Origin of the sequence: Halorussus sp. MSC15.2, from assembly GCF_010747475.1 — an archaeon.
Lineage (GTDB): Archaea > Halobacteriota > Halobacteria > Halobacteriales > Haladaptataceae > Halorussus.
This window is the reverse complement of record NZ_VSLZ01000006.1, coordinates 1-17,811: the sequence shown is the minus strand read 5'-3', so window position 1 is coordinate 17,811 and position 17,811 is coordinate 1. Positions and strand designations below refer to the sequence as shown.

General features: G+C 64.7%; 16 protein-coding genes and 1 pseudogene. All 17 read right to left on the bottom strand.

Annotation, left to right across the window (positions count from 1 at the left end; genetic code table 11):
• Position 1: 1 nt before the first annotated feature.
• Complete coding sequence (locus FXF75_RS18235) at positions 2–550, bottom strand: iron-containing alcohol dehydrogenase (RefSeq protein WP_163523289.1); 549 nt, start codon at positions 548–550, stop codon at positions 2–4.
• Positions 550–1,587, bottom strand: a complete 1,038-nt coding sequence (locus tag FXF75_RS18230; RefSeq protein ID WP_163523287.1) for a hypothetical protein — start codon at positions 1,585–1,587, stop codon at positions 550–552. Before FXF75_RS18230 ends, FXF75_RS18235 begins: the two co-directional genes overlap by 1 nt.
• A 393-nt stretch (positions 1,588–1,980) precedes the next feature.
• Positions 1,981–3,255: a LamG domain-containing protein gene (locus FXF75_RS18225; protein ID WP_163523286.1), complete on the bottom strand. Its 1,275-nt coding sequence runs from the start codon at positions 3,253–3,255 to the stop codon at positions 1,981–1,983.
• Positions 3,255–4,565 (bottom strand): LamG domain-containing protein, encoded by a 1,311-nt coding sequence (locus tag FXF75_RS18220; RefSeq protein WP_163523284.1) that lies wholly within the window; start codon positions 4,563–4,565, stop codon positions 3,255–3,257. The genes FXF75_RS18225 and FXF75_RS18220 overlap by 1 nt, the downstream gene beginning before the upstream one ends.
• A gap of 31 nt (positions 4,566–4,596) precedes the next feature.
• Positions 4,597–6,978 carry a LamG-like jellyroll fold domain-containing protein gene (locus FXF75_RS18215; protein ID WP_163523282.1) on the bottom strand — a complete coding sequence of 794 codons (2,382 nt, stop codon included), beginning with the start codon at positions 6,976–6,978 and terminating at the stop codon, positions 4,597–4,599.
• Positions 6,979–6,990: 12 nt separating this feature from the next.
• On the bottom strand, positions 6,991–9,447 hold the full coding sequence (locus tag FXF75_RS18210) for a LamG domain-containing protein (protein ID WP_163523280.1): 2,457 nt from the start codon (positions 9,445–9,447) through the stop codon (positions 6,991–6,993).
• Between the two features lie 2 nt (positions 9,448–9,449).
• Positions 9,450–10,895 (bottom strand): hypothetical protein, encoded by a 1,446-nt coding sequence (locus FXF75_RS18205; RefSeq protein WP_163523279.1) that lies wholly within the window; start codon positions 10,893–10,895, stop codon positions 9,450–9,452.
• Between the two features lie 7 nt (positions 10,896–10,902).
• Positions 10,903–11,460: a hypothetical protein gene (locus FXF75_RS18200; RefSeq protein WP_163523278.1), complete on the bottom strand. Its 558-nt coding sequence runs from the start codon at positions 11,458–11,460 to the stop codon at positions 10,903–10,905.
• Positions 11,461–11,462: 2 nt separating this feature from the next.
• Positions 11,463–12,077, bottom strand: a complete 615-nt coding sequence (locus FXF75_RS18195) for a hypothetical protein (protein WP_163523276.1) — start codon at positions 12,075–12,077, stop codon at positions 11,463–11,465.
• Position 12,078: 1 nt separating this feature from the next.
• Positions 12,079–13,365 (bottom strand): baseplate J/gp47 family protein, encoded by a 1,287-nt coding sequence (locus FXF75_RS18190; protein WP_163523275.1) that lies wholly within the window; start codon positions 13,363–13,365, stop codon positions 12,079–12,081.
• The gene (locus FXF75_RS18185; protein ID WP_163523274.1) at positions 13,362–13,724 is read right to left on the bottom strand and encodes a GPW/gp25 family protein; all 363 of its coding nucleotides are present in this window, start codon (positions 13,722–13,724) and stop codon (positions 13,362–13,364) included. Before FXF75_RS18185 ends, FXF75_RS18190 begins: the two co-directional genes overlap by 4 nt.
• Before the next feature lie 55 nt (positions 13,725–13,779).
• A complete protein-coding gene (locus tag FXF75_RS18180; RefSeq protein WP_163523273.1) occupies positions 13,780–14,499 on the bottom strand; it encodes a hypothetical protein in 720 nt (239 codons plus the stop codon).
• A complete protein-coding gene (locus FXF75_RS18175; RefSeq protein WP_163523272.1) occupies positions 14,496–14,795 on the bottom strand; it encodes a hypothetical protein in 300 nt (99 codons plus the stop codon). The genes FXF75_RS18180 and FXF75_RS18175 overlap by 4 nt, the downstream gene beginning before the upstream one ends.
• On the bottom strand, positions 14,792–15,622 hold the full coding sequence (locus tag FXF75_RS18170) for a hypothetical protein (RefSeq protein ID WP_163523271.1): 831 nt from the start codon (positions 15,620–15,622) through the stop codon (positions 14,792–14,794). Before FXF75_RS18170 ends, FXF75_RS18175 begins: the two co-directional genes overlap by 4 nt.
• Positions 15,622–15,960 carry a phage baseplate plug protein gene (locus tag FXF75_RS18165; protein ID WP_163523270.1) on the bottom strand — a complete coding sequence of 113 codons (339 nt, stop codon included), beginning with the start codon at positions 15,958–15,960 and terminating at the stop codon, positions 15,622–15,624. Before FXF75_RS18165 ends, FXF75_RS18170 begins: the two co-directional genes overlap by 1 nt.
• Positions 15,960–16,508 carry a phage baseplate protein gene (locus FXF75_RS18160; protein WP_163523269.1) on the bottom strand — a complete coding sequence of 183 codons (549 nt, stop codon included), beginning with the start codon at positions 16,506–16,508 and terminating at the stop codon, positions 15,960–15,962. The genes FXF75_RS18165 and FXF75_RS18160 overlap by 1 nt, the downstream gene beginning before the upstream one ends.
• 10 nt (positions 16,509–16,518) lie before the next feature.
• Positions 16,519–17,811 (bottom strand): annotated as a pseudogene (locus FXF75_RS18155) (hypothetical protein); the annotation flags it as partial.

The following is a 17,811-nucleotide window of genomic DNA, read 5'->3' as shown; positions in this document are numbered from 1 at the left end:
GTTATTGGCTCCAGTAGTACAGGGTCGAACGGTTGGATTCGGCCAGCTCCCACTCTACGGAAACGCCGTTGGAATGGAATTGGTCGTGCTCGGAGATAGCATCCTCGAACGACGTGAGCTTCTCACTTACGACGATTTCCATCCAGCCGCGTTTGAGGAGCTCCTCGTCTAGCACGTCGAGGAACTCTGGGGCATCGGGGACTTCGTAGGACCGGACGTGACACTGGTAGTCGTCCACGACGAGGAAGTCGTGGTCGTTGAGGTCGGTGAAGTACTCCGTGTTGGGAACGAGCGCGATCGCACCATAGATGCCGGGCTCCTCGGAGTGGCGGATTAGCAACAGGCCGAGCCCCCGGTCCTCGCCGTAGTCCTTGAAGTGGTGGCGGACCAGTTGCCCGATGCTTTCGTCGTCTTCGCCGGCGTCGGACATCGCCTGCGCGACTCGTTGGACCTCTCGGGGCATCGCGGGCGAGAGGTACCACTCGCCGTCGTCAGCGAGTTCGTCGACTTCTTCTGGCGTCGCGTCTTCTATGATTACGTCTGTGGTCATTAGGCTGGCACCCCCAGTTGGAGGATGATGGAGTTGTACGAGACGGGCTCGCCGTCGCTCGATTTGAGCTGAACGTGGTACGACTCGTAGCCAGAGTCACCGAAGTTGACCCAGCCGGAGTCACCTTTTCCCCAGCCGTCGCTCGCGCTCACGGACACCTGCGTGCCCGAAACCGCGCTTGCGGCGTTCTGGCGGTACATTCGAGCGTACGTCGTCCCGGAGTTGTTGCCGTGTTTGAGGTGGGCGTAGAAACGACAGTAGAGGTTCCCGTCGGCGTCCCTGTAGTCGTCGGGGTTGAACGTCAGGTCCGAGCCTGCGATGGTCGCGTAACTGGTGTTCGTGGTCGAGGACCCTTCGGCACCGAACCGCTCGGTAGCGACGATGTGGCACTTCGTAGAGCCGTCGTCGTGGGTCGGTGCGAGGTCGCTGGCGTGCATCCCGTCCACCATGTCGGCGTTCGCCTTCGAAGAGGCGTTGCCAGCGTGGATGATGGCGTTGCCAGCGATGGTCGAACCGGAGGCGAGGGTCGCGCCCGTCTGGACGTCGACGGCCTCGACTCCGGGATGGGCGCGCTCGAAGTGCGTCGTGAGTTGTGCTTCGATGTCGTCCCAACTCGCGCCGTCGGTGAGCCGGCCTTCGCCCTCGGCGACGTACGTCACCTCGTTGTCGGTGGCGGCCTCCCGAACGCACTGGCCGCAAACGCCCTTCTTACGCCGTCCGAACACGTCGTGATAGTCGGTGTAGCCGTACCAGAACTCGTGTTCGTGGTAGTCGATGACGCCGACGGTGTGTTCGCCGTCAGCCGACAGCTGTACGACCGGGTCGACGGTGTCGCCGACGAGACCGCTCACCGCTCTGTCGGCGGTGTCGCGGGTCACGTCGAGTTCCTCCGCCAGTAGCGAGACGGCGTCCGACCGGGGGAACAGCTCGCCTTCCCGCTCGTGGAATACGGTCGCCGCGTCTCGCAGCAACGACCGGACGTGTTTGCGCTCCGATTCAGCTCGTTCGAGTACTTTTGATGCGTCGAGTTGCGTCATGTTACGTCTGACCGATTCTGAACTGAGTGATGTATGACCGAGTAGGAGGAGTCACTCGGCGTCTGCCACGCGACCGAAACACCGTCGCCACGACTGCCTTCCTCGTATCGAACGCGGAACGAGTGCCACCCGTTCGTGAGAGTGACAGTTACGTTGTGACTGTAATCTCCGGCGACGCCGTGACCGTCGTACCACGACGTGACGACCAACCTGTCGATAGTGACGCTGGCCGCGTCGGTGGCGTTTCGGAGTCGAGTTTGGTCCATACTATCGCTCCTGTCGTGAGTAACGTGGTGTCGCAGACTCGCCGAGGACCGTCCGCAGGCGGAGCTTACGTATCACCTGCATTACACTCGTAGGAGGTGTCGATATAATACCAGTTTTCGTCGGGGGTCACGCGACGCCGTCGTAGATGGCCCGTATTTCGCTACCCGAGAGCGCTCGCGTGTAGAACCGAACCTCGTCGATGTCGCCCTCGAAGTTGTTGTTGTTCCGGTTACCGTCGAACGAGTTCGACTCGGAGCCGGCACCGACGTAGCCGTACCGAGTCACCCCCGTGCCGATAGCCGCTCCGTTGTGCGGGCCGGACTTGCCCCCTTCCACGGACCCGTCCACGTAGATGTACTTGTCCGTCCCGTCGTACACTGCGCAGGCGAGGTGCCAGCTTCCGTCGTTCCACGAGGTTCCGGACGTGTACATGTCGTCCTGCGAGTTACCCGGGTCCGTCGTGGCGAATTGGATGTCGCCACCGCCCCCGCTGTCGAAGCCGAACTGGAAGTACTCCGAGCGGTCGAAGTCGTAGAACGACCAGGTCGGACTCGACGCGCTGGACCGATACCACACACAGACGGTGAACTCGTCGAGTGCGCCGCTCGTCGCGTAAGAGTCCCGGAGAGCCACGTAATCATCGCTCCCGTCGAACGAGAGCGCTGACCCGCCGTTTCGCCCCGAGACCCACGTAGGACCGCGGAGTTCGCCGTTTCGGTTGCTACCGACGTTCACGTAGTCGTACAGCGTCCCGCCCGAACCGCGGTCGAATCGATACCACGCCCGGAGTCCGAGTCGGTTCAGGTCGAGGTGGCGGTCCACGTCGCTGGAGTGGCGGCGGTTCAGCGTCGCCCCGTCGAGGCCATCGACGCTGGCCGCGCCGAATCCCGACCCGGCACCGTCGTTTCCGGTGTGCCACACCCGGTTCCCACCGACGGTCGTGCGCGAGCGCAGAATTGCGCCCGTCTCGACGTTGACAGTTTCGGGCGCGACGTCCGGATGTGCCCGCTCGTAGTGGTCGCCGAGTTCCGCTTCGAGAGCGTCCCAGTCCTCATTCGTGGTGGTGACGGTGCGAACATCCTCGTCGGTCGTCGCCTCGTGGACGCACTGAGCGCAGACGCCGCGGCGGTGCGGGCCTCGCAGGTCGTGGTAGTCGGTGTAACCGTACCAGCCATCGCCTTCACGGTAGTCGAGGATTCCGACGAACGTCTCTTCGTGCGTGCGGACCGCTATTACGGGGTCCACGTCGTCGCCAGTCAGGCCGGCGACCAGTTTGCTCGCCCTCGTCGCGTCCACGTCGAGTTTACGCGCGATGGCGGACACCGCCCCGGTTCGCGGACGAAAGGTGCCTTCCCGGTCGTGAAACCAGTCAGCGACCCGTCGAAGCGCGTCGGCGTCCATCACGCGACCCCCCGATAGATGTCCTGAATCTCGTTCCCCGAGAGTGCGCGATGGTAGACACGTACCTCGTCTATCGTTCCGGAGAAGTAGTTGCTGTTCCGGTCGGAGTCAGGCGACGACGCCTCCGACCCGACGCCGACCATGCCGTACCGCGTCGCCCCTGTCCCGATAGACGTGCCGTCGCCGAACGCCGAGGTCTGAGCGAACTGTGACCCGTCCACGTACAGCGTCGAGTCCCCCGTCTCGTGGTCGTACCTTGCGGCGACGTGGTGCCAACTTCCGTCGTTTATCGACCCGCCGGGCGTGTGGTCGTACGTCCAGTCCCCCTCGTTGGTCAACTTCAGTGCCGGGCCGCCGCTATCCATACCGAACCGGTAGTACTCGCTGCGGTCCCACGCGACGAGAGACATCTCGGCACTACTGGTCGTCTTCATCCAGCACATCACGGTGAAGTTGTCGAGTTCGCCGGACTGATTGTACACGAGGTTGTCGTTGACCGCGACCCGGTCGTCGCTCCCGTCGAACGACAGCGCGCTCCCGGTGCGACCGGACGTCCACGTCGTTCCCTTCCTGTTTCCAGTCGCGCCGTGCTGGGAGAAGTCCGAGACGCTACCGCCCGTCCCGAGGTCGAAGCGGTACCACAGCTTCAGGCCGAGACGGTTCCGGTCGAGGTGCCGACCGACGTCGCTCGTGTGCCGACGGTTCAGCGTCGCTCCGTCGAGGCCATCGACCGCCACGGCTTCGAAGCCGGAGCCAGTACCGTCGTTGCCGGTGTGCCACACCCGATTCCCGCCGACCGTCGTGCGCGAGCGCAGAACCGCACCAGTCTCGACGGGCACCGACCCCGTCTCGACGCTCGGATGAGCGGTCCTGAAGTGGGTTTCGAGGTCACGTCCGAGGTCCTCCCACGGCCGGTCCACGTCGATGGTCACGGCGTATGGTTCGGCGTCACCGACCGCCTCGCGGACGCACCGGGCGCAAACCCCGCGACGGTGCGGGCCTCGCAGGTCGTGATAGTCGGTGTAGCCGTACCAGCCGTCGCCCTCGTGATAGTCGAGGACGCCGACGAAGGTACCGGTCTCGGTCGGAACGGCGACCACGGGGTCTACCCGGTCGCCGGCGACGCGGCCGACGTATTCGCTGGCCTGTGCCTCCTCGACGCCGATAGCCGCCGCCACGTCCGCCACGGCGGTTGCCCGGTCGAACAGTGTCCCGGTTCGTCCGTGGAAGTGGTCTGCGACGGAGCGAAGCCGTGACTGGGCCCCGCGGCGCTCGGCGTCCTCGCGTTCGTGTCGTCGTTTGCGTGTCATTGTCGTGTCTCGTAAAACGTCAGAAAGCGGTTCAGCACTCGTCCAGTCGGCCGACGGAGAGTCGCGTCGGAGCGTCTTCGGCGACCGTCGAGCCACTCAGCGCCGTCGTCTCGTCGAACTCGACGGCGGTCACCACACCGTCAGCGTCGACTGCGAGCGCGCCCGAGTCCGCGGCGTCGGGGGTCTTCACCAGCCGAAGGTCGCGTAACCGGATGGTCTGGTTCGAGTCGCCCGCGTTCGGTCCCGTTCGGTAGAGCTGTAGCCGGTCCATGTTCTCCCACGGCGCGCTCGCCGGACTCAGGTAGTCGGCGTCGCTGACCGGGACGTAGAACTCGTTCCAGCCGGTCTGCCAGCCCTCGGGCGAGACGACGCCGCCGGACCACGAGGTGGTGAACCCCTCGTCGTCGTTCACCTTCGTGTACTCGAACGACGCCGGAACGTAGGTGGTGTCGGTTATCTCGGCTTCGCCGACGATGGCAATATTGCCGAGCGTGTCGTCTCCCTCTTCCCAGTCGCTGGCGTCAGTGTCTCTCGGCGTGACCGTGCCGAGAGCGCTGCGGTCGTGCTGGTCGCACGTGAACGTCTCGTCCTCGACCATCAGTCGCTCGTCGAACTCCACGAACTCGTGAGCGTGGAGCGTTCCGTTGTGGTCGAGGCGCGCGCGATTCTCGTGGACGTGGCGTATCTCGTCGGTCGACAGCGCGGTCGCGTACAGGCGCACGTCCGCGAGCATTCCATCGAACGCCTCTCCGTTGAAGCCGCCGATGCTGTAGTCGGCGTCCACGAAGTTCGGCGTCGCGGGCGCGTCCGAGGCGACCTGCTGGCCGTCCACGAACACCGTGCGTTCCCCGGCGTCGGCGTCGTACCGGGCGGCGACGTGGACCCACGACCCGTAGTAGTTCGACGTGGTCGCGACGAGGTCGTCGTCCCAGAAGTAGAATTTGAACGCCCCGTCACCGTCGGTCCGCAGAGAGAAGGTGTCACCTCCGTTGCGGCCGCCGAACCCGAAGACGTTGTTGTTCGTCCCGGCGTCCGCATCTACGCGGAGCCACGCCGTCAGCGTCAGCGACCGGTCGCCCGACACGCCGAGCGAGGGGAGGACAATCTCGTCGTCATGGCCGTCGAACGACGCGCAGGTCCGCCCGAGGGCGCTCCCCTCGGCCTGCGCGACTCCGGTCGGGTCGCCGTCGTGGCCGTGACCGGTGCTGTCGGGGGCGGTTCCCGGACGGGACCCCTTTCCCTGCACGAACTCGTCGGACGGTGCCGTGGCGTACTGGACCTGTAGTCCGCACAGTTCCAGTTTCTGGTAGCCGTAGTCGTAGCTCCACTGCCACGACGGCGTGACCTCCTTGTCTTCGGTGAGTTCGACCGTGTTCTCGAAGCGATGCCACGTGCTGTCGGCTTCCAATCGAACCGTGCCATCGGTCGAGTAGTTGTTCCACGACTCGTCGGTCGCGTAGAGGTCACATCTGAGGTTTCGCGGGTCTCCCGTGGAGTCGGTTAAGCGGTACCACCCCGAGAAGGTGAACGTGTCACCCGCAGAAGCGGTGACGCTGTCCGCGCCCTTCTTGTAGTCTCCGTGCCACACCTTGTCGCCGCCGCTGGTGTCGGGGTCGTCGCCCGTAGTCTCTTTCTCCGCGACGAGTTTCGTCGTACTCTCGGGCGCGCTAGGTGCGGTGTCGTCGTCCGTGGCCGAGAGCGTCGCGGTCCCGTTTCCGTGGGTCACGATGGTCCACTGCGAGCCGAGATTCTCGGAGTCGTAGATGTTGTCGATGGGTTCCACGAGGTCCGAACACTTCCAGCGACCCACCGCGCCGCGGGCGAATCGCTGAATTTCGGCGGTCGAGACGGCGTGGTCGTACAGCCGAATCTCGTCGATGCGGGTGTCGTTGTCCTCCTCGTCAATCCGCAGTCCGCCGGAAATCGTCGGAATCGAACCCGAAACGCTCCCGGCGTCCACTTTCGTCCCGTCTATCCAGACCTCGACCCGGTCCGGGAGGCGGCGGACGACGAGCGAGTACCACTCGCCGGCCGGGCCGACGTTGTGGTCGGACAGTTTCGTGGTAGTGTCCGCGAAGCCGACGTTGTTACAGTAGTCGGCGCGGCCGGTGTTCGCGTCGGCGTCGCCCCGTTCCAGTCGGCGCTCCTGTCCCGTCTCGTCGTCGTACCGGAGGACGTCGTTCCACTGCTTGCTCGACTCGTCGATGCGCAGTCGGGCCGCAACGGTCAGTTCGTTGCCGGAGAAGACGCCTTCTATCTCGCTCGTCATGGGTACGTCGAGCGCGTTGCCCGCGCTGACGAGCGCCCGCCCGGTCTTGCCCTCGGCGTACGTCACCGACCCGGAGAGGTGGTGGTCGTACCCCGAGCGGTCCCGCAGGTCGCCGTCGAACGTCCACTGGGTGACGAGCGTCACGGCCGACCTCCGTTACAGTTCATGCAACTCACCACCGATTTCGAGGCCGTCGGGGCGGTCGCGGGCCAGTGCCGTCGAAGGGCCGAACTGGGTCTCGTCGAACGCCTCGGCCTCGACGACGCCCTCGGCGGTCGGCAGGCGCGTAGGGGCGATGTAGTGATTCTCGCCGGGCGACGACCCGAAGAACGTCGTCTCGTCGTTACTCGTGCGGTTCTCGAACATCGCCCATTGCGGGGCTGAACAGACGAACTTCGTCCCGGCGTCCAGCGCGTACGAGACGTTGCCCTCGTCTATCTGGAGGTAGGTCGGCACGTCGTCGTTCGAACTCGACCCGCCGCCGACCGTCTTGCTATCGAGACTCGACCCAGACGGGTCGTACACGTCCACGGTCGCGTTCTCTTCGAGACCCGCGAACGTGACGAACTCCGCGCCGACCGGCAGGACGTACTCGGTGGCGAATCCGCGCCGACCGAAGAACGTCGTCATGTCACTGCCGTCACCGTCGGCCTGCGTCCCGCAGGTGACGGGTCCGTCCGCGACCAGATTCACCGCGACGCCGTCGTACTGGCTGTTGCTGTAGGGCCTCCAGTACTCGCCGCGGTTCAGCGTGGTCGAACTGGAGGACCCGTCCGACGCGTAGGCAGTGACCGACGTGGAGTCCTCGACGGCGACGACGCGCATGCCACCGCCGGGGACGCCGGTAATCTCGGTGTTCGCGGGATAGAGCGGCCGGTAGTCGGCGCCCGGTTCGAGGAAGACGACCACGGGTTCGTCGCTTTCGAGTATCCACTGGTCGTCGTCGTCGCCGGTCGAGACGGTGACGTGAGCGTGGGCCGCGACGGTCGTCGTCGTAGCAGGGTTGTCCGGGTCGTTCGACGTCTGGTAGACTTCGACCGTCGCATCGTTGCGAGTCGCGTAGACGTGGGCAGTTATCGGTCCGTGCCGGTTGTTCCGCCACGCGAACCGAGTTCCCTCCCAGCCGACGGGGACGCCCGGAACCTGATTCCCGGAGTAGAGCGGTTCGTCCGCCGAGACGATGTCTCCGTCGGACACCGACAGCGAGGCCGTGCCCTGTGCGTTCAGGGTCGTCCGTTTCGCGCTGTTGACGTACACGTCGGTTCCGTCGCGGAGAGCGGCCACCTCGGCGGTACTGCCGACCGAGACGTATCTCGCGCAGTCTGCTCCCCGGCGAACCGGGCGTTCTACCAGTTCGTGTCCGTAGAGGCTCCCGCGGTCGTCGAGCGTCGCGCGGTTTTCGTAGAGTTGACGGACCGCTTCGCTCGAGAGCGCGGTCGCGTACAGGCGAACGTCGCTGATTTCGCCGTTCCAGTGGGTCCCGTCCTCGGAAATCTGCCAGTGGCTGGTGTTCGTGTCGATGGTCCCCGTCGTGGTGAACGTCTTCGAGTTGGCGAGTTCGCCGTCGACGTAGATTTCGGCTTCGCCGGTCGTTGCGACGTGAGTGTAGACGACGTGGTGCCACGCCCCGACGCTGAAGTAACTCGACGGCGCGTCGATTTTTAGTCGGGTACCACCGACGTAGACGCTCCCGGAGAACTTTCCACCCTCCTCCAGCAGCAGGCGGTACGGCGAACTCACCCGACTACAGATGCCCCGCCAGTCGTTGTCGGCGGTCTGGTCGGGGTCTACGTCCGAGCGGACCCACGCGCTCATCGTGAGCTCCTCGGTCACGTCGAACGCGTCGTCGTATGGTACCTCGACGTGGTCGTCGCTCCCGTCGAAGGTGTAGCACTTGCGGTTGAGGACGGTGTCGTCCGTCGGGGCGGCACCGTTGTACACCGTGCCGTCGTTGCCGTATACAGTGTTGTCGGTCGCCGTCCCGTTGAGCTTCCACTGGCCGACGGGTGCGCGACTGAGCTGTTGTATCTCCTGCTCCGAGAGCGCGCGGTCGTACAGTCGAGTCTCGCCGACGTCGCTCCCGGACGCGTGGTAATTGATGCGGAGGTCGTTGCTCGCGTCGATGCCGACGACCGACCCCGAGACGGACTCAGAGACGACCTTCGAACCGTTCACCCACGCGCTCCGCTCGGACGAGGTGCGCCGGACGACGAGGTGGAACCACTCGCCGCTCCCCACGCCCAGTCCGGTCGCGGATATCCGGTTGGAGGCCTCGCCGAAGTTACACCAGAAGTCCGCTTCACTACTAGCGTTGGCGTCGCCGCGTTCGAGGCGGCGGGAAGCCCCGTCGACGTCGGTGTATTCGAGGATGTCCCCCCAGTCGTCGCTGTCGGTGTGGCTAGTCTGCTTCCACCAGACCGAGACGGTGAGTTCGTCGCCGGTGAAGACGTTCTCGATGGACGACGAGACCGGAACGGTCACCGTGGAGCCGTCGCCGACGAGCGCCTGTCCGCGCTTGCCAGCAGTGTAGCTGACCGACCCGGAGCCGTCGTTGCCGTTGCCGCTCTCGTCGGCCAGCGTCCCGTCGAACGACCAGACTGCTGCGAGAGACATTGCTAGGCGGTGTAGTTGAACTCCAGAGCGTTGGTAGTGCTGTTCTCGCGGACCTCGAAGTCGCCGTACTGCGTTGCGTTGCTTCCCATGTCGAGGTTGCCGGTCATGGCATCGCCGGAGTTCTGGACGAAGTCGTCGTCCACCGACAGGTTCAGCGTGCCGCCGAGTGCGACCGACCCGTCGCCAGAGAGGTGCCTGCCGAAGCTCGTTGAGATGGCGCTGTTCGAGAGCGCCGCGTTCGACAGCGTCTGGAGCGACGATTCGGGGACGTACCCGTTCGCGGCGTCCCAGACGGTCGTTCCGCCGTCGGCGAGGTCGTTGCCGCCCATGTCGAGGGTGCCAGCCATCGTGTCGCCGGAGTTCTGGACGAAGTCGTCGTCCACCGACAGGTTCAGCGTGCCGCCGAGCGCGACCGACCCGTCACCCGAGAGGTGACTGCCGTAGCTGACGCTCAGGGCGTCGTTTTCGAGACTCCCCTGTGGGACGTAGCCGTTCGCGGCGTCCCAGACCGTGGTACCGCCGGTTGTCCGAACGTCGGCGCCGACCGAGAGCGGGCCGTTGGGGACCTCGAACTCGCCGCCCTCGCGAGCGCGTGCGATATCCTGTCCGCCGTTCTCGTCGTAGAGCGTGACCTGCGCGGTGCCACTCCCTTTAGTTCGGATTCCGAGTTCCTCGTTCCGGCCGCGAACGTTGTCGGCGTTGACGTCGCCCACTTTCTCCAGCGAATTGAACAGGAAGTCGACGTTGGTGTCGAACCCCGTGAACGTCGTCCAGTAGCCGCTGGCACCGTCTCGCTCGGCGTAGACCGTGCCGTGATGGTCCGTGAACTGGAGGTCGCCGGTCGCCGACTTCTGAAAGACGTACTGGCAACTGAGCACGTGCTCGACGGTCTGGTCGACCGAGAGTGCGGTTCCCGACGTCGTAATCTCGACGTAGTGGTCGCCGTCGTCGAGTTTCTCGTTCTGGTGGAGGAACGTCACCGTACTCGACGACCCGTCGGCGATGGTCACGCTCTTGGTCTGGGAGGCGATGAGCGACCCGGTAGCGTCGGTCCCGTCGTACAGCGCGACGGTGACGTCCTCGGTCGTCGACGAGCCGCTGGCGTTCGACAGTGTCACGACGGTCTTCACGTGGAGGTCGCGTTTCTCGGACCCCGAGAACGTGAACGACGCGGGCGACGACGTCTCGGCGATGGTCTCGGAGGATTTTTTCCCGATGCTGAGGCCGTCGAGGTCGATTGGGTCCTCCGCTCCGGCCTCGTGGAAGTGCGCGTGGTCAGCGAGCCTAGCGTCGAGGCGCTTGATGTCGGTCGTGACGGCCCACATCGCCCAGTTGTCGTAGGCGGCGACGGGCTGGTCGCCCGCGACGTATATCTCGTCTCCCTTTGCCGGCGGCGTTCCTTTGTCCTGCCAGACGTACGATTCTCGATTTATCGCGTTAGTAGTCATTGGTCAGTCACCAGGTCCGTGTGATTCTGCAGGTAGTCGAGTGCGATGCGGTCTTTCCGCAGGCCGCGTTCGAGGGCCTCGATGCGGCGTCGACGGTTTCGAGTTGCTGTTCGAGATGCTGGGTGCGCTCGCGGAGGTCCTCACGAACCTCCTCGCGCTCGTCGGCGGGAACGCCCAGCGAGACGCCGCCTTCGAGACGCTGCACGACTAGCTGGTCGGCGTCGGCGGCTTCGAGGCGTTCGACGGTGTACTCCATCGCTTCGATGCGTTCGCGCGTCTGCTGGCGGCGCTGTTTCGCGTCGGCTAGCTGTCGGTTCAGTCGTTCGACTCCCTCGCGCTTGCGGGCGAGCGCCGCCTCGGCGCGAGCGCGCTCGGTGTCGGCCTCGACCGCCTTCAGCAGGCGCTTGGCCTCGGCTTTCCCTTCGGCGTCGGGGTCGAACGACTTGGCGTCGTCCGCCGTCGGTTCGTCGGTGGTCGGTTCGTCGGCCGCTACCGGGGTGGATTCGTCGGTAGCCGCCTCGGTCGGTTCGTCTGCTGTTGTGTTGCGTCGTTCGTGCTGGCTCATGTTCAGATGATTCCGGCGTAGGTACCGTTCTCGTAGCTATCGTCCGGGTCTCTGTACCCTTTCTCCGGGTCGTTCACGCCGTCCAGAAAGTTCTGCTCGGACCGGCAGACGAACGTCCCGCGGACTTGCTCGACGGTCCGGACGCCGGCGCTACGAACCTGGTCGACGAACGTCCTGAACTCGGTGTCGCTCACGCCGGACGAGTCGAGGTCGCTCTGCCAGACCCGGACCACGAATCGGCCGGGTTCGACCGCGAAGTCCTCCTCGATGGTAATCTGGTCGGTGTCGGTGTTGAGCAGGATGGCGGCCGTCTCCTTTATCTGGTCGCGCGTCGCCCCGCTCAAGAACCGCCGAAGTTGGACCTTGAGCCGAGCGCGGTAGTGTTCGTCCGACTCTTCGCTCTTGCGCTTGGTCTTGACCAGTTCGCCGAGTTTGTCGAGTTGTTCGCCCGTGGCGATATCGATGACCTTCGAGTCTAGCACTTCGGTGTTGGCCGCTTCGAGGTCTTCGAGTTCGGCGCCGAGGGTGTCGAACAGGTCGTTCCAGAAGGTCCCTTCGTCGTGGGGGTACGGGCTCTTGAGATTGCGTCCGAGACGTTCGCGTGGCGTCCCGTCCATGTTAACTCACCGTCACGTCGAGCCAGTTCGCGTCGGTTCGCGCGACCTTCGTCTGTCCGACCGACACGTTCGAGGTGCCGGTGGGAGCGTCGCTGGTGCCGAGCGTCAGGTCCACCTCGCGGATGCCGGTCACGCTCATGATTGCGGCGAACACCTGATCGTAGACGACGTCCTCGCCGATACCCGTCCCGGGGAACGCCAGGTCACTGCTGTCGGTACCCCCGACGTAGTGGATGATGTTGTCCCGAATCCGGGTCGCTCCGTCGCCGGGGAACGTGTCCGTCGTGGTGACGGTGACGTCGGCGTAGACGTTCACCTGCGAGGCGCGTTGGAACTGCTCGGTCTTCGTCACGCCGTCGGTCGTCTCGGCGGTCCCCGACTCGTTGCCGTACGACCGGATACCGGCGGGACGCGAGTCGAAGATGGCCTGTGCGATTTTGTCGGCAGTCCCGCCGTGGACCGTCGCCCGGAACGACTTGGGCGGCAGTCCCCCCGAGTCGGTGTTGTCGTTCATCGTGACGTTCTCCTCGATGTGAACGTTCTCGATGTCCGAGGCCGCGTTGAATATCTCCGACCGGACGGCGTCCATCGTCGCGTCGCCGGACTTAGCGAAGGTGTTCTCGTAGCGGAGTTTGAACTCCGCGTCGGTCTCGCGGTCCCGGCCCTCGACGAACTTGTCGGGCTTGCCGGTCGGCTCCGGATTCGTCACCCTGTCGACGCCCGAGATTGGTTCCGTGAGTTCGGTGATGGTATCGGACGCGACGTTCGTCTTCTCGCCTAGCCACTCCTCGTCTACCTCGGTCTCCCACGGCTTCTTCGCCTCGATGGGGACCAGAACTGACGTGCTCGTGTCCTTGTTCGTGCCCGAAAGCGTCGCCTCCTCGACCGTCTTGAAAGGAATCGGAGGTGCCTGGTCGGTCGACGGAGTCGTCACCTCGGTCCCCTTGGGGATGGTCTTGTCCGTGCTGTTCTTGGGGTTCGAGTAGAATTTGACCTCGCCGGTCGCCGACCGTCGCGGGATGCGCGACATCCCGGCGAGCGACAGCAGGTTGTCGAGTTGCGTGCCGAACGCGTCCTCGTAGTAACTCGCGTAGTAGTTCTCCTCGGCGGCCTCCCAGAGACCGGCGACTTCGAGCGCCACCGTGTCCAGTAGTTGTTTGACCGGCGAGGACTGGGCAAGGTCGATGTTCTCACCCGCCTCCTGCTGCAGTTTGTTCACCAGACTATCTTGTACGTCGTCAATATGCTTTCGCTCGAACGTGCCGTCGTTCTGGACTCCGTAACTCATTGTGCCACCTCGAACACGTGCTGGCTACCGTCCACGAGCGTAACCTGTACTGTCGCGGACGTTTTTCGGCTGTCGGGGTCGCGGTCTATCCTCACCTCGTCGACTTTGTTGACTCGGTCGTCGCGGTTGAGCGTCTGCACAATCTCGAGTTTCAACCGCGACTCGGCGGTACCGGTTGCGGCGAACGTGTCGAGTCCGTGGTCCGGGTCGAACGGGTCTTCGCCCTGTCTCGTCGCCAGCGTGACTTTCAGGTCTTGTACCACGGCTTCGGGGCCGCGAACCCAACTGAGCGTGTTCAGTTCGTTGACCTCGAGGTCACCGTTCGATTCGAGCGCCAGCGTTTTCCCGAATTGTGCCATCTGACTCACCAAAGGTTGTATTCCATATATGTTTGTTTTCGGACGGGCAGTGCCGTCAGGATATCTGCGTGTCTGTACCGGTCTCGTTCGGCGATGAAGTGGTCGTGGTCGTGCCGTCGCTCAACGTCACGTCGTGCGTGTGGTTCTGCACCGCGACCGACGTGGTCGAGTTCGGGTCGCCGATAGTGACCTGTCCCTCGACGTCGATGCCGTCGGCACCGACTCGAAGCGTCGGCCCCGCGGGATGCGAGATAGTCGTCTCGTTTGCGGCGGGGTCTATCGTGAACTGCTGGCCGTTCTCGTCAGCGAGCCGTACTGTGCCGTCGGATTTGATTCGAAGGACGCTGTCTGCGTGTGCGACCAGATACTCGTCTGAATCGTGGTCGGGGAGGGTGTCCTGCTCGTTCCACACGCAGGGGAAGAACACGGCGTCCTCCGGTGCGAACTGCCGCTGGGTGTAGCCGATGTCCTGATGGCCGCGCTGGACGAGCAGGTCCTCCAGCGGCTCTTTGGTGTGGAGGACGAATCCCTCGTCGCCCTGCTGGATGGGGACTATCTGGCCGTAGCTCTTCTCGCCGTCCGGCGTCTTCCGGGTTGACGCGAACACCGAGGCGATGGGAACATCGTCCACGATGACGTTGTCGTCGCGCTTGAGGCTCACCGTACACCGCCGGGCCTCCTCCTGAACCGACTCGACGACGACCATCGAGACGGTGTAGACGCCCCGAAGCTCCTCGGTGACGTACTCGCGAACGAGCGCCGGGATGTCACTCATCGGCCTCCTCCGGGTACGACGCGGTAGCGTCCGTCCGATTCGCCCACGGAAACCACGCGCGGGGACTCGATGCCGGTAACCGTCTCGACCTGCTCGGACAGCGATTCGAGGCAGAACTCGGTGCCCGGTGTCAGCGTCGTAACGTCGAACGTCCGGCGCCCGCCGTCGTTCGCGATTCGACCCTGACAGGTACGGCACCGCCAGCCTTCGATCATGCCCCACTGGTCTGCTTCCGTCGCGTGCGCGACGCCGTCACAGGCCGGACAGGGTATCGTGGATAGTGTCTCTACGTTCATCGTATCGTGTACTCGACGTCGAGCGGCGCGAGTCGGCCTTCGACGTAGTGGTCTCCGGTCTCGGTGTCCGAGACGAATTTGTACTTCTTCAGCGCGTAGGCACCCTCGTACGCGTCGGTGTTGACGACGACGGTACTTCCGCGCCGGAGGCGCGGTTCGCACAGCGCTTCGAACTGCAGACCGCTTCCCTCGGCGTTGGACTCGCCGTCAGACTCGCCGATGCTGACCAGCGAGTTGTCGAACGAGAGTTCGACCGTCTGCTCTTTGCGACCGTCCTTGGTGACGAAGTAGAGCTTCCCGGCCTCGACGAACCACTCCCACGCCGTGTCAGACCGCTTCTGGGCCTCCTCGACTAGCTGGTCGAGCCAGTAGCGGACGGGCCTGTCCTTCGAGACGGCCCAGTTACTGTCGATGACCGAACCGACGGACTCCACCTCACCGGTCGTGAGACCTATCATTCCCGCGATGTGCGTGGCGATTCGGTCCGGGCTCTTGCCCCGCCACGTCTTCGAGAGTCGCTTCTTGGTCCGCTCGTCGGTCTCGTCCGTGCCTTTCAGCCGGAACCGCACGTCGTTACCGTCGACTTCCTTGGTTCGCTTCTGGACGACGCCCTGAATCACGCTCTTGGTCGGCCCCTGCTTCCAGCCGAGGACGATACGACAGTCGTCGCCCTTCTGAATCTGGCTCCAAGAGTCCTCGGTGAGGTTCCAGACGCTCACGTCGAACGAGAGTTCGCCGTCCTTGCTCATCTCGACAGTAATCTCGGTGTCGAGGTCCTCGATGGAGAGGTCGCCGACGTCCACTCGTCGGTACTGCTTCCAGACCATCAGCTACCACCTCCGGGTCCCGGGAAGACGCCGAGTTCGACCCCGTCACCGAGGTTCTCGGGCGTCACCCGTTCGGCCTGATTCGCCGGGTCGAACAACACGAAGGTGACGTACGGGTCGAGCGCGTACTCACGCATGAGGCAGGCGGGTGCCCGCACGAACTCCCGGCCGGTCTCGACGTGAGTGAGTCGAAGGACCCATCGGTCGAGTTGTCCGTTCCAGTCGAACCGAATCTCGAATCGGTGGCCGGGCCACGCGTCGAGTTCGGTCGTCTCGAGCCGAATCGGCTCCTTGCGCTTCGCCTTCTCGGTCGGAATCGGAATCGTTTCTACAGTCATTAGAACCCAATTGCGTCGGCGATGTCGTTGACGGTGTCCGTGACGCTCACGTCCCCCCACAGCGACTTCTTGTTCGAGCGCGCCAGCGACGGGTCGGCGGCACCGGAGTCACCGGTGAACACCGACCCGTCACCGCTTCCGTCGGTCGAGTCGATGACCAGCGTCGTGGTTCTCGTTCTGGCCTCCCGTATCTGGGTGACGGAGATGCGAACCGAGTAGTGGCTGGTCGTGGACGCCTGCTGGTCTATTTGGAGGTCGTCTAGCTTGCACTTGCCGAGCGAGACGAACCCGACCGTGACCGGAAACGGCTCGTCGGCGTTACGGATGTCAGCGAGTTGCGCGTACTTCTCGGGGGCGACGACGGCCTCGAACGTGGCCGAGATGGGCTCGGGCCCGACAGAGGTCCCGTACGAGAAACCCTTCTCGGTCTTCTTTGTCGGAGCCTGCTGGCCGCCGCGCTCGCTTACCTTCGTCACGTTTTCGAGCGTGACGTCGCCGACGAGCATCGTCGTCTCGTCGTCCGATGCCGTAAACTGGGGTCGAAACATTGCACACATGTCAGATTAAGGAATCCGCGGCGTCTTTGCCCATGGACAGGGCGTCCTCGATGCCGCCCTGCGCCTGCTGGACGGCCTGCCGCTGGGCCTTCCGGACTTTCTTGTCGACCTTCTGTGCGTCGTGGACCTCGCCGTGGAAGTGAATCTGGGTGTTGTTGTTCTGGGTCTTGCCTGCGCCGCCGCCACCGCCGCCGAGGAGACCACCGACCGTGTCGCCGACGCCCCCGATGACGTTTCCGGCGGCCTGCCCGGCCGCGCCGACTGCGTTCCCGACGGTGTTGGCCGCGTTCGCCGCCCCGGAGACGGTACCGCCGACCGCGCTCGCCGCCCCGGAGAGCGCGCCTCCAGCCGCGTCCGCGACACCTTTCGCGGCGTCCATCGCACCCTTCACGGCACCGCCGATGGCACCGGCGGCACCCGAGATACCGTCGGCGATACCGTGGGCGATTTCGGAACCGATAGAGAGCGCGACGTTTCCGATTCCGCCGAGAGCGCCCGACAGCGCGCTCCCGATAGCGGTCGCGATGGCTCCCGGCGCGCCGAGGATGCCCTTCGCTATCGTCTTCACGAGCGCCGCGCCCGCGCCGGTGAGGTTCGACAGCGGACCTCGCTTGGCGTCACTCGACGGCAGGAACGGCAGGACCGACGAGAGGGCGGAACTGATGGCGTTCCTGAGGAACTTTGGTCCGGCCATCATTACCTTCCGAGCCATCGTCTTCACGAAGTCGATGCCCGCGTCGGCGAACGCCGCGAGCGTCTCCCGCGGGTTCGAAATCAGGCGCTTGATGCCGCCGAGCAAGGAGTTCACGAAGCCCATCGCTCCGGCGACGGCGCTCTCGAGCATCGCGCCCACGTCGTCGAGCAGGCCGAAGTGCTTCAGGACGGCCCGCGTGATGGGGATGATGGGGAGCAGGACGCCGAGGAGCATCTGCGCCCACTCCATCATCCCCTTTGGCTTGCCGCCGACGCCCGTGAGGGTGCCGAGGAGCGAAGTTATCTGGTCGATGGACGGGACGAGGCTACCGAGCGTGCCTATCAACGACTCGAATCCCGCGACGATGGGGTCGAGATTTATCAGCCCGAAGTGGTCGGCGAGCATGGCGAGTCCACCGATGAGCGCGCCGATGAGTAGGAGGAGCGGGCCGATTCCGAGCGCAGTAAGCGCCGTGCCTAGCGCACCGACTGCCACGCTGGCGGCCGTCGCGCCCGTCGCGAGCGCCCACTTTGCGGCTGCGAGCCCGAACTCCGCGGCGGTAAGCGCCGCAGACTTCGCTGCGCTCGCCGCCTTCAGCAA

Bases quoted from the DNA above. Each gene is read 5' to 3' on its own strand.
- FXF75_RS18235 (WP_163523289.1), bottom strand. From the start codon at position 550: ATGACCACAGACGTAATCATAGAAGACGCGACGCCAGAAGAAGTCGAC.
- FXF75_RS18230 (WP_163523287.1), bottom strand. From the start codon at position 1,587: ATGACGCAACTCGACGCATCAAAAGTACTCGAACGAGCTGAATCGGAG.
- FXF75_RS18225 (WP_163523286.1), bottom strand. From the start codon at position 3,255: ATGGACGCCGACGCGCTTCGACGGGTCGCTGACTGGTTTCACGACCGG.
- FXF75_RS18220 (WP_163523284.1), bottom strand. From the start codon at position 4,565: ATGACACGCAAACGACGACACGAACGCGAGGACGCCGAGCGCCGCGGG.
- FXF75_RS18210 (WP_163523280.1), bottom strand. From the start codon at position 9,447: ATGTCTCTCGCAGCAGTCTGGTCGTTCGACGGGACGCTGGCCGACGAG.
- FXF75_RS18205 (WP_163523279.1), bottom strand. From the start codon at position 10,895: ATGACTACTAACGCGATAAATCGAGAATCGTACGTCTGGCAGGACAAA.
- FXF75_RS18200 (WP_163523278.1), bottom strand. From the start codon at position 11,460: ATGAGCCAGCACGAACGACGCAACACAACAGCAGACGAACCGACCGAG.
- FXF75_RS18195 (WP_163523276.1), bottom strand. From the start codon at position 12,077: ATGGACGGGACGCCACGCGAACGTCTCGGACGCAATCTCAAGAGCCCG.
- FXF75_RS18190 (WP_163523275.1), bottom strand. From the start codon at position 13,365: ATGAGTTACGGAGTCCAGAACGACGGCACGTTCGAGCGAAAGCATATT.
- FXF75_RS18185 (WP_163523274.1), bottom strand. From the start codon at position 13,724: ATGGCACAATTCGGGAAAACGCTGGCGCTCGAATCGAACGGTGACCTC.
- FXF75_RS18180 (WP_163523273.1), bottom strand. From the start codon at position 14,499: ATGAGTGACATCCCGGCGCTCGTTCGCGAGTACGTCACCGAGGAGCTT.
- FXF75_RS18175 (WP_163523272.1), bottom strand. From the start codon at position 14,795: ATGAACGTAGAGACACTATCCACGATACCCTGTCCGGCCTGTGACGGC.
- FXF75_RS18170 (WP_163523271.1), bottom strand. From the start codon at position 15,622: ATGGTCTGGAAGCAGTACCGACGAGTGGACGTCGGCGACCTCTCCATC.
- FXF75_RS18165 (WP_163523270.1), bottom strand. From the start codon at position 15,960: ATGACTGTAGAAACGATTCCGATTCCGACCGAGAAGGCGAAGCGCAAG.
- FXF75_RS18160 (WP_163523269.1), bottom strand. From the start codon at position 16,508: ATGTTTCGACCCCAGTTTACGGCATCGGACGACGAGACGACGATGCTC.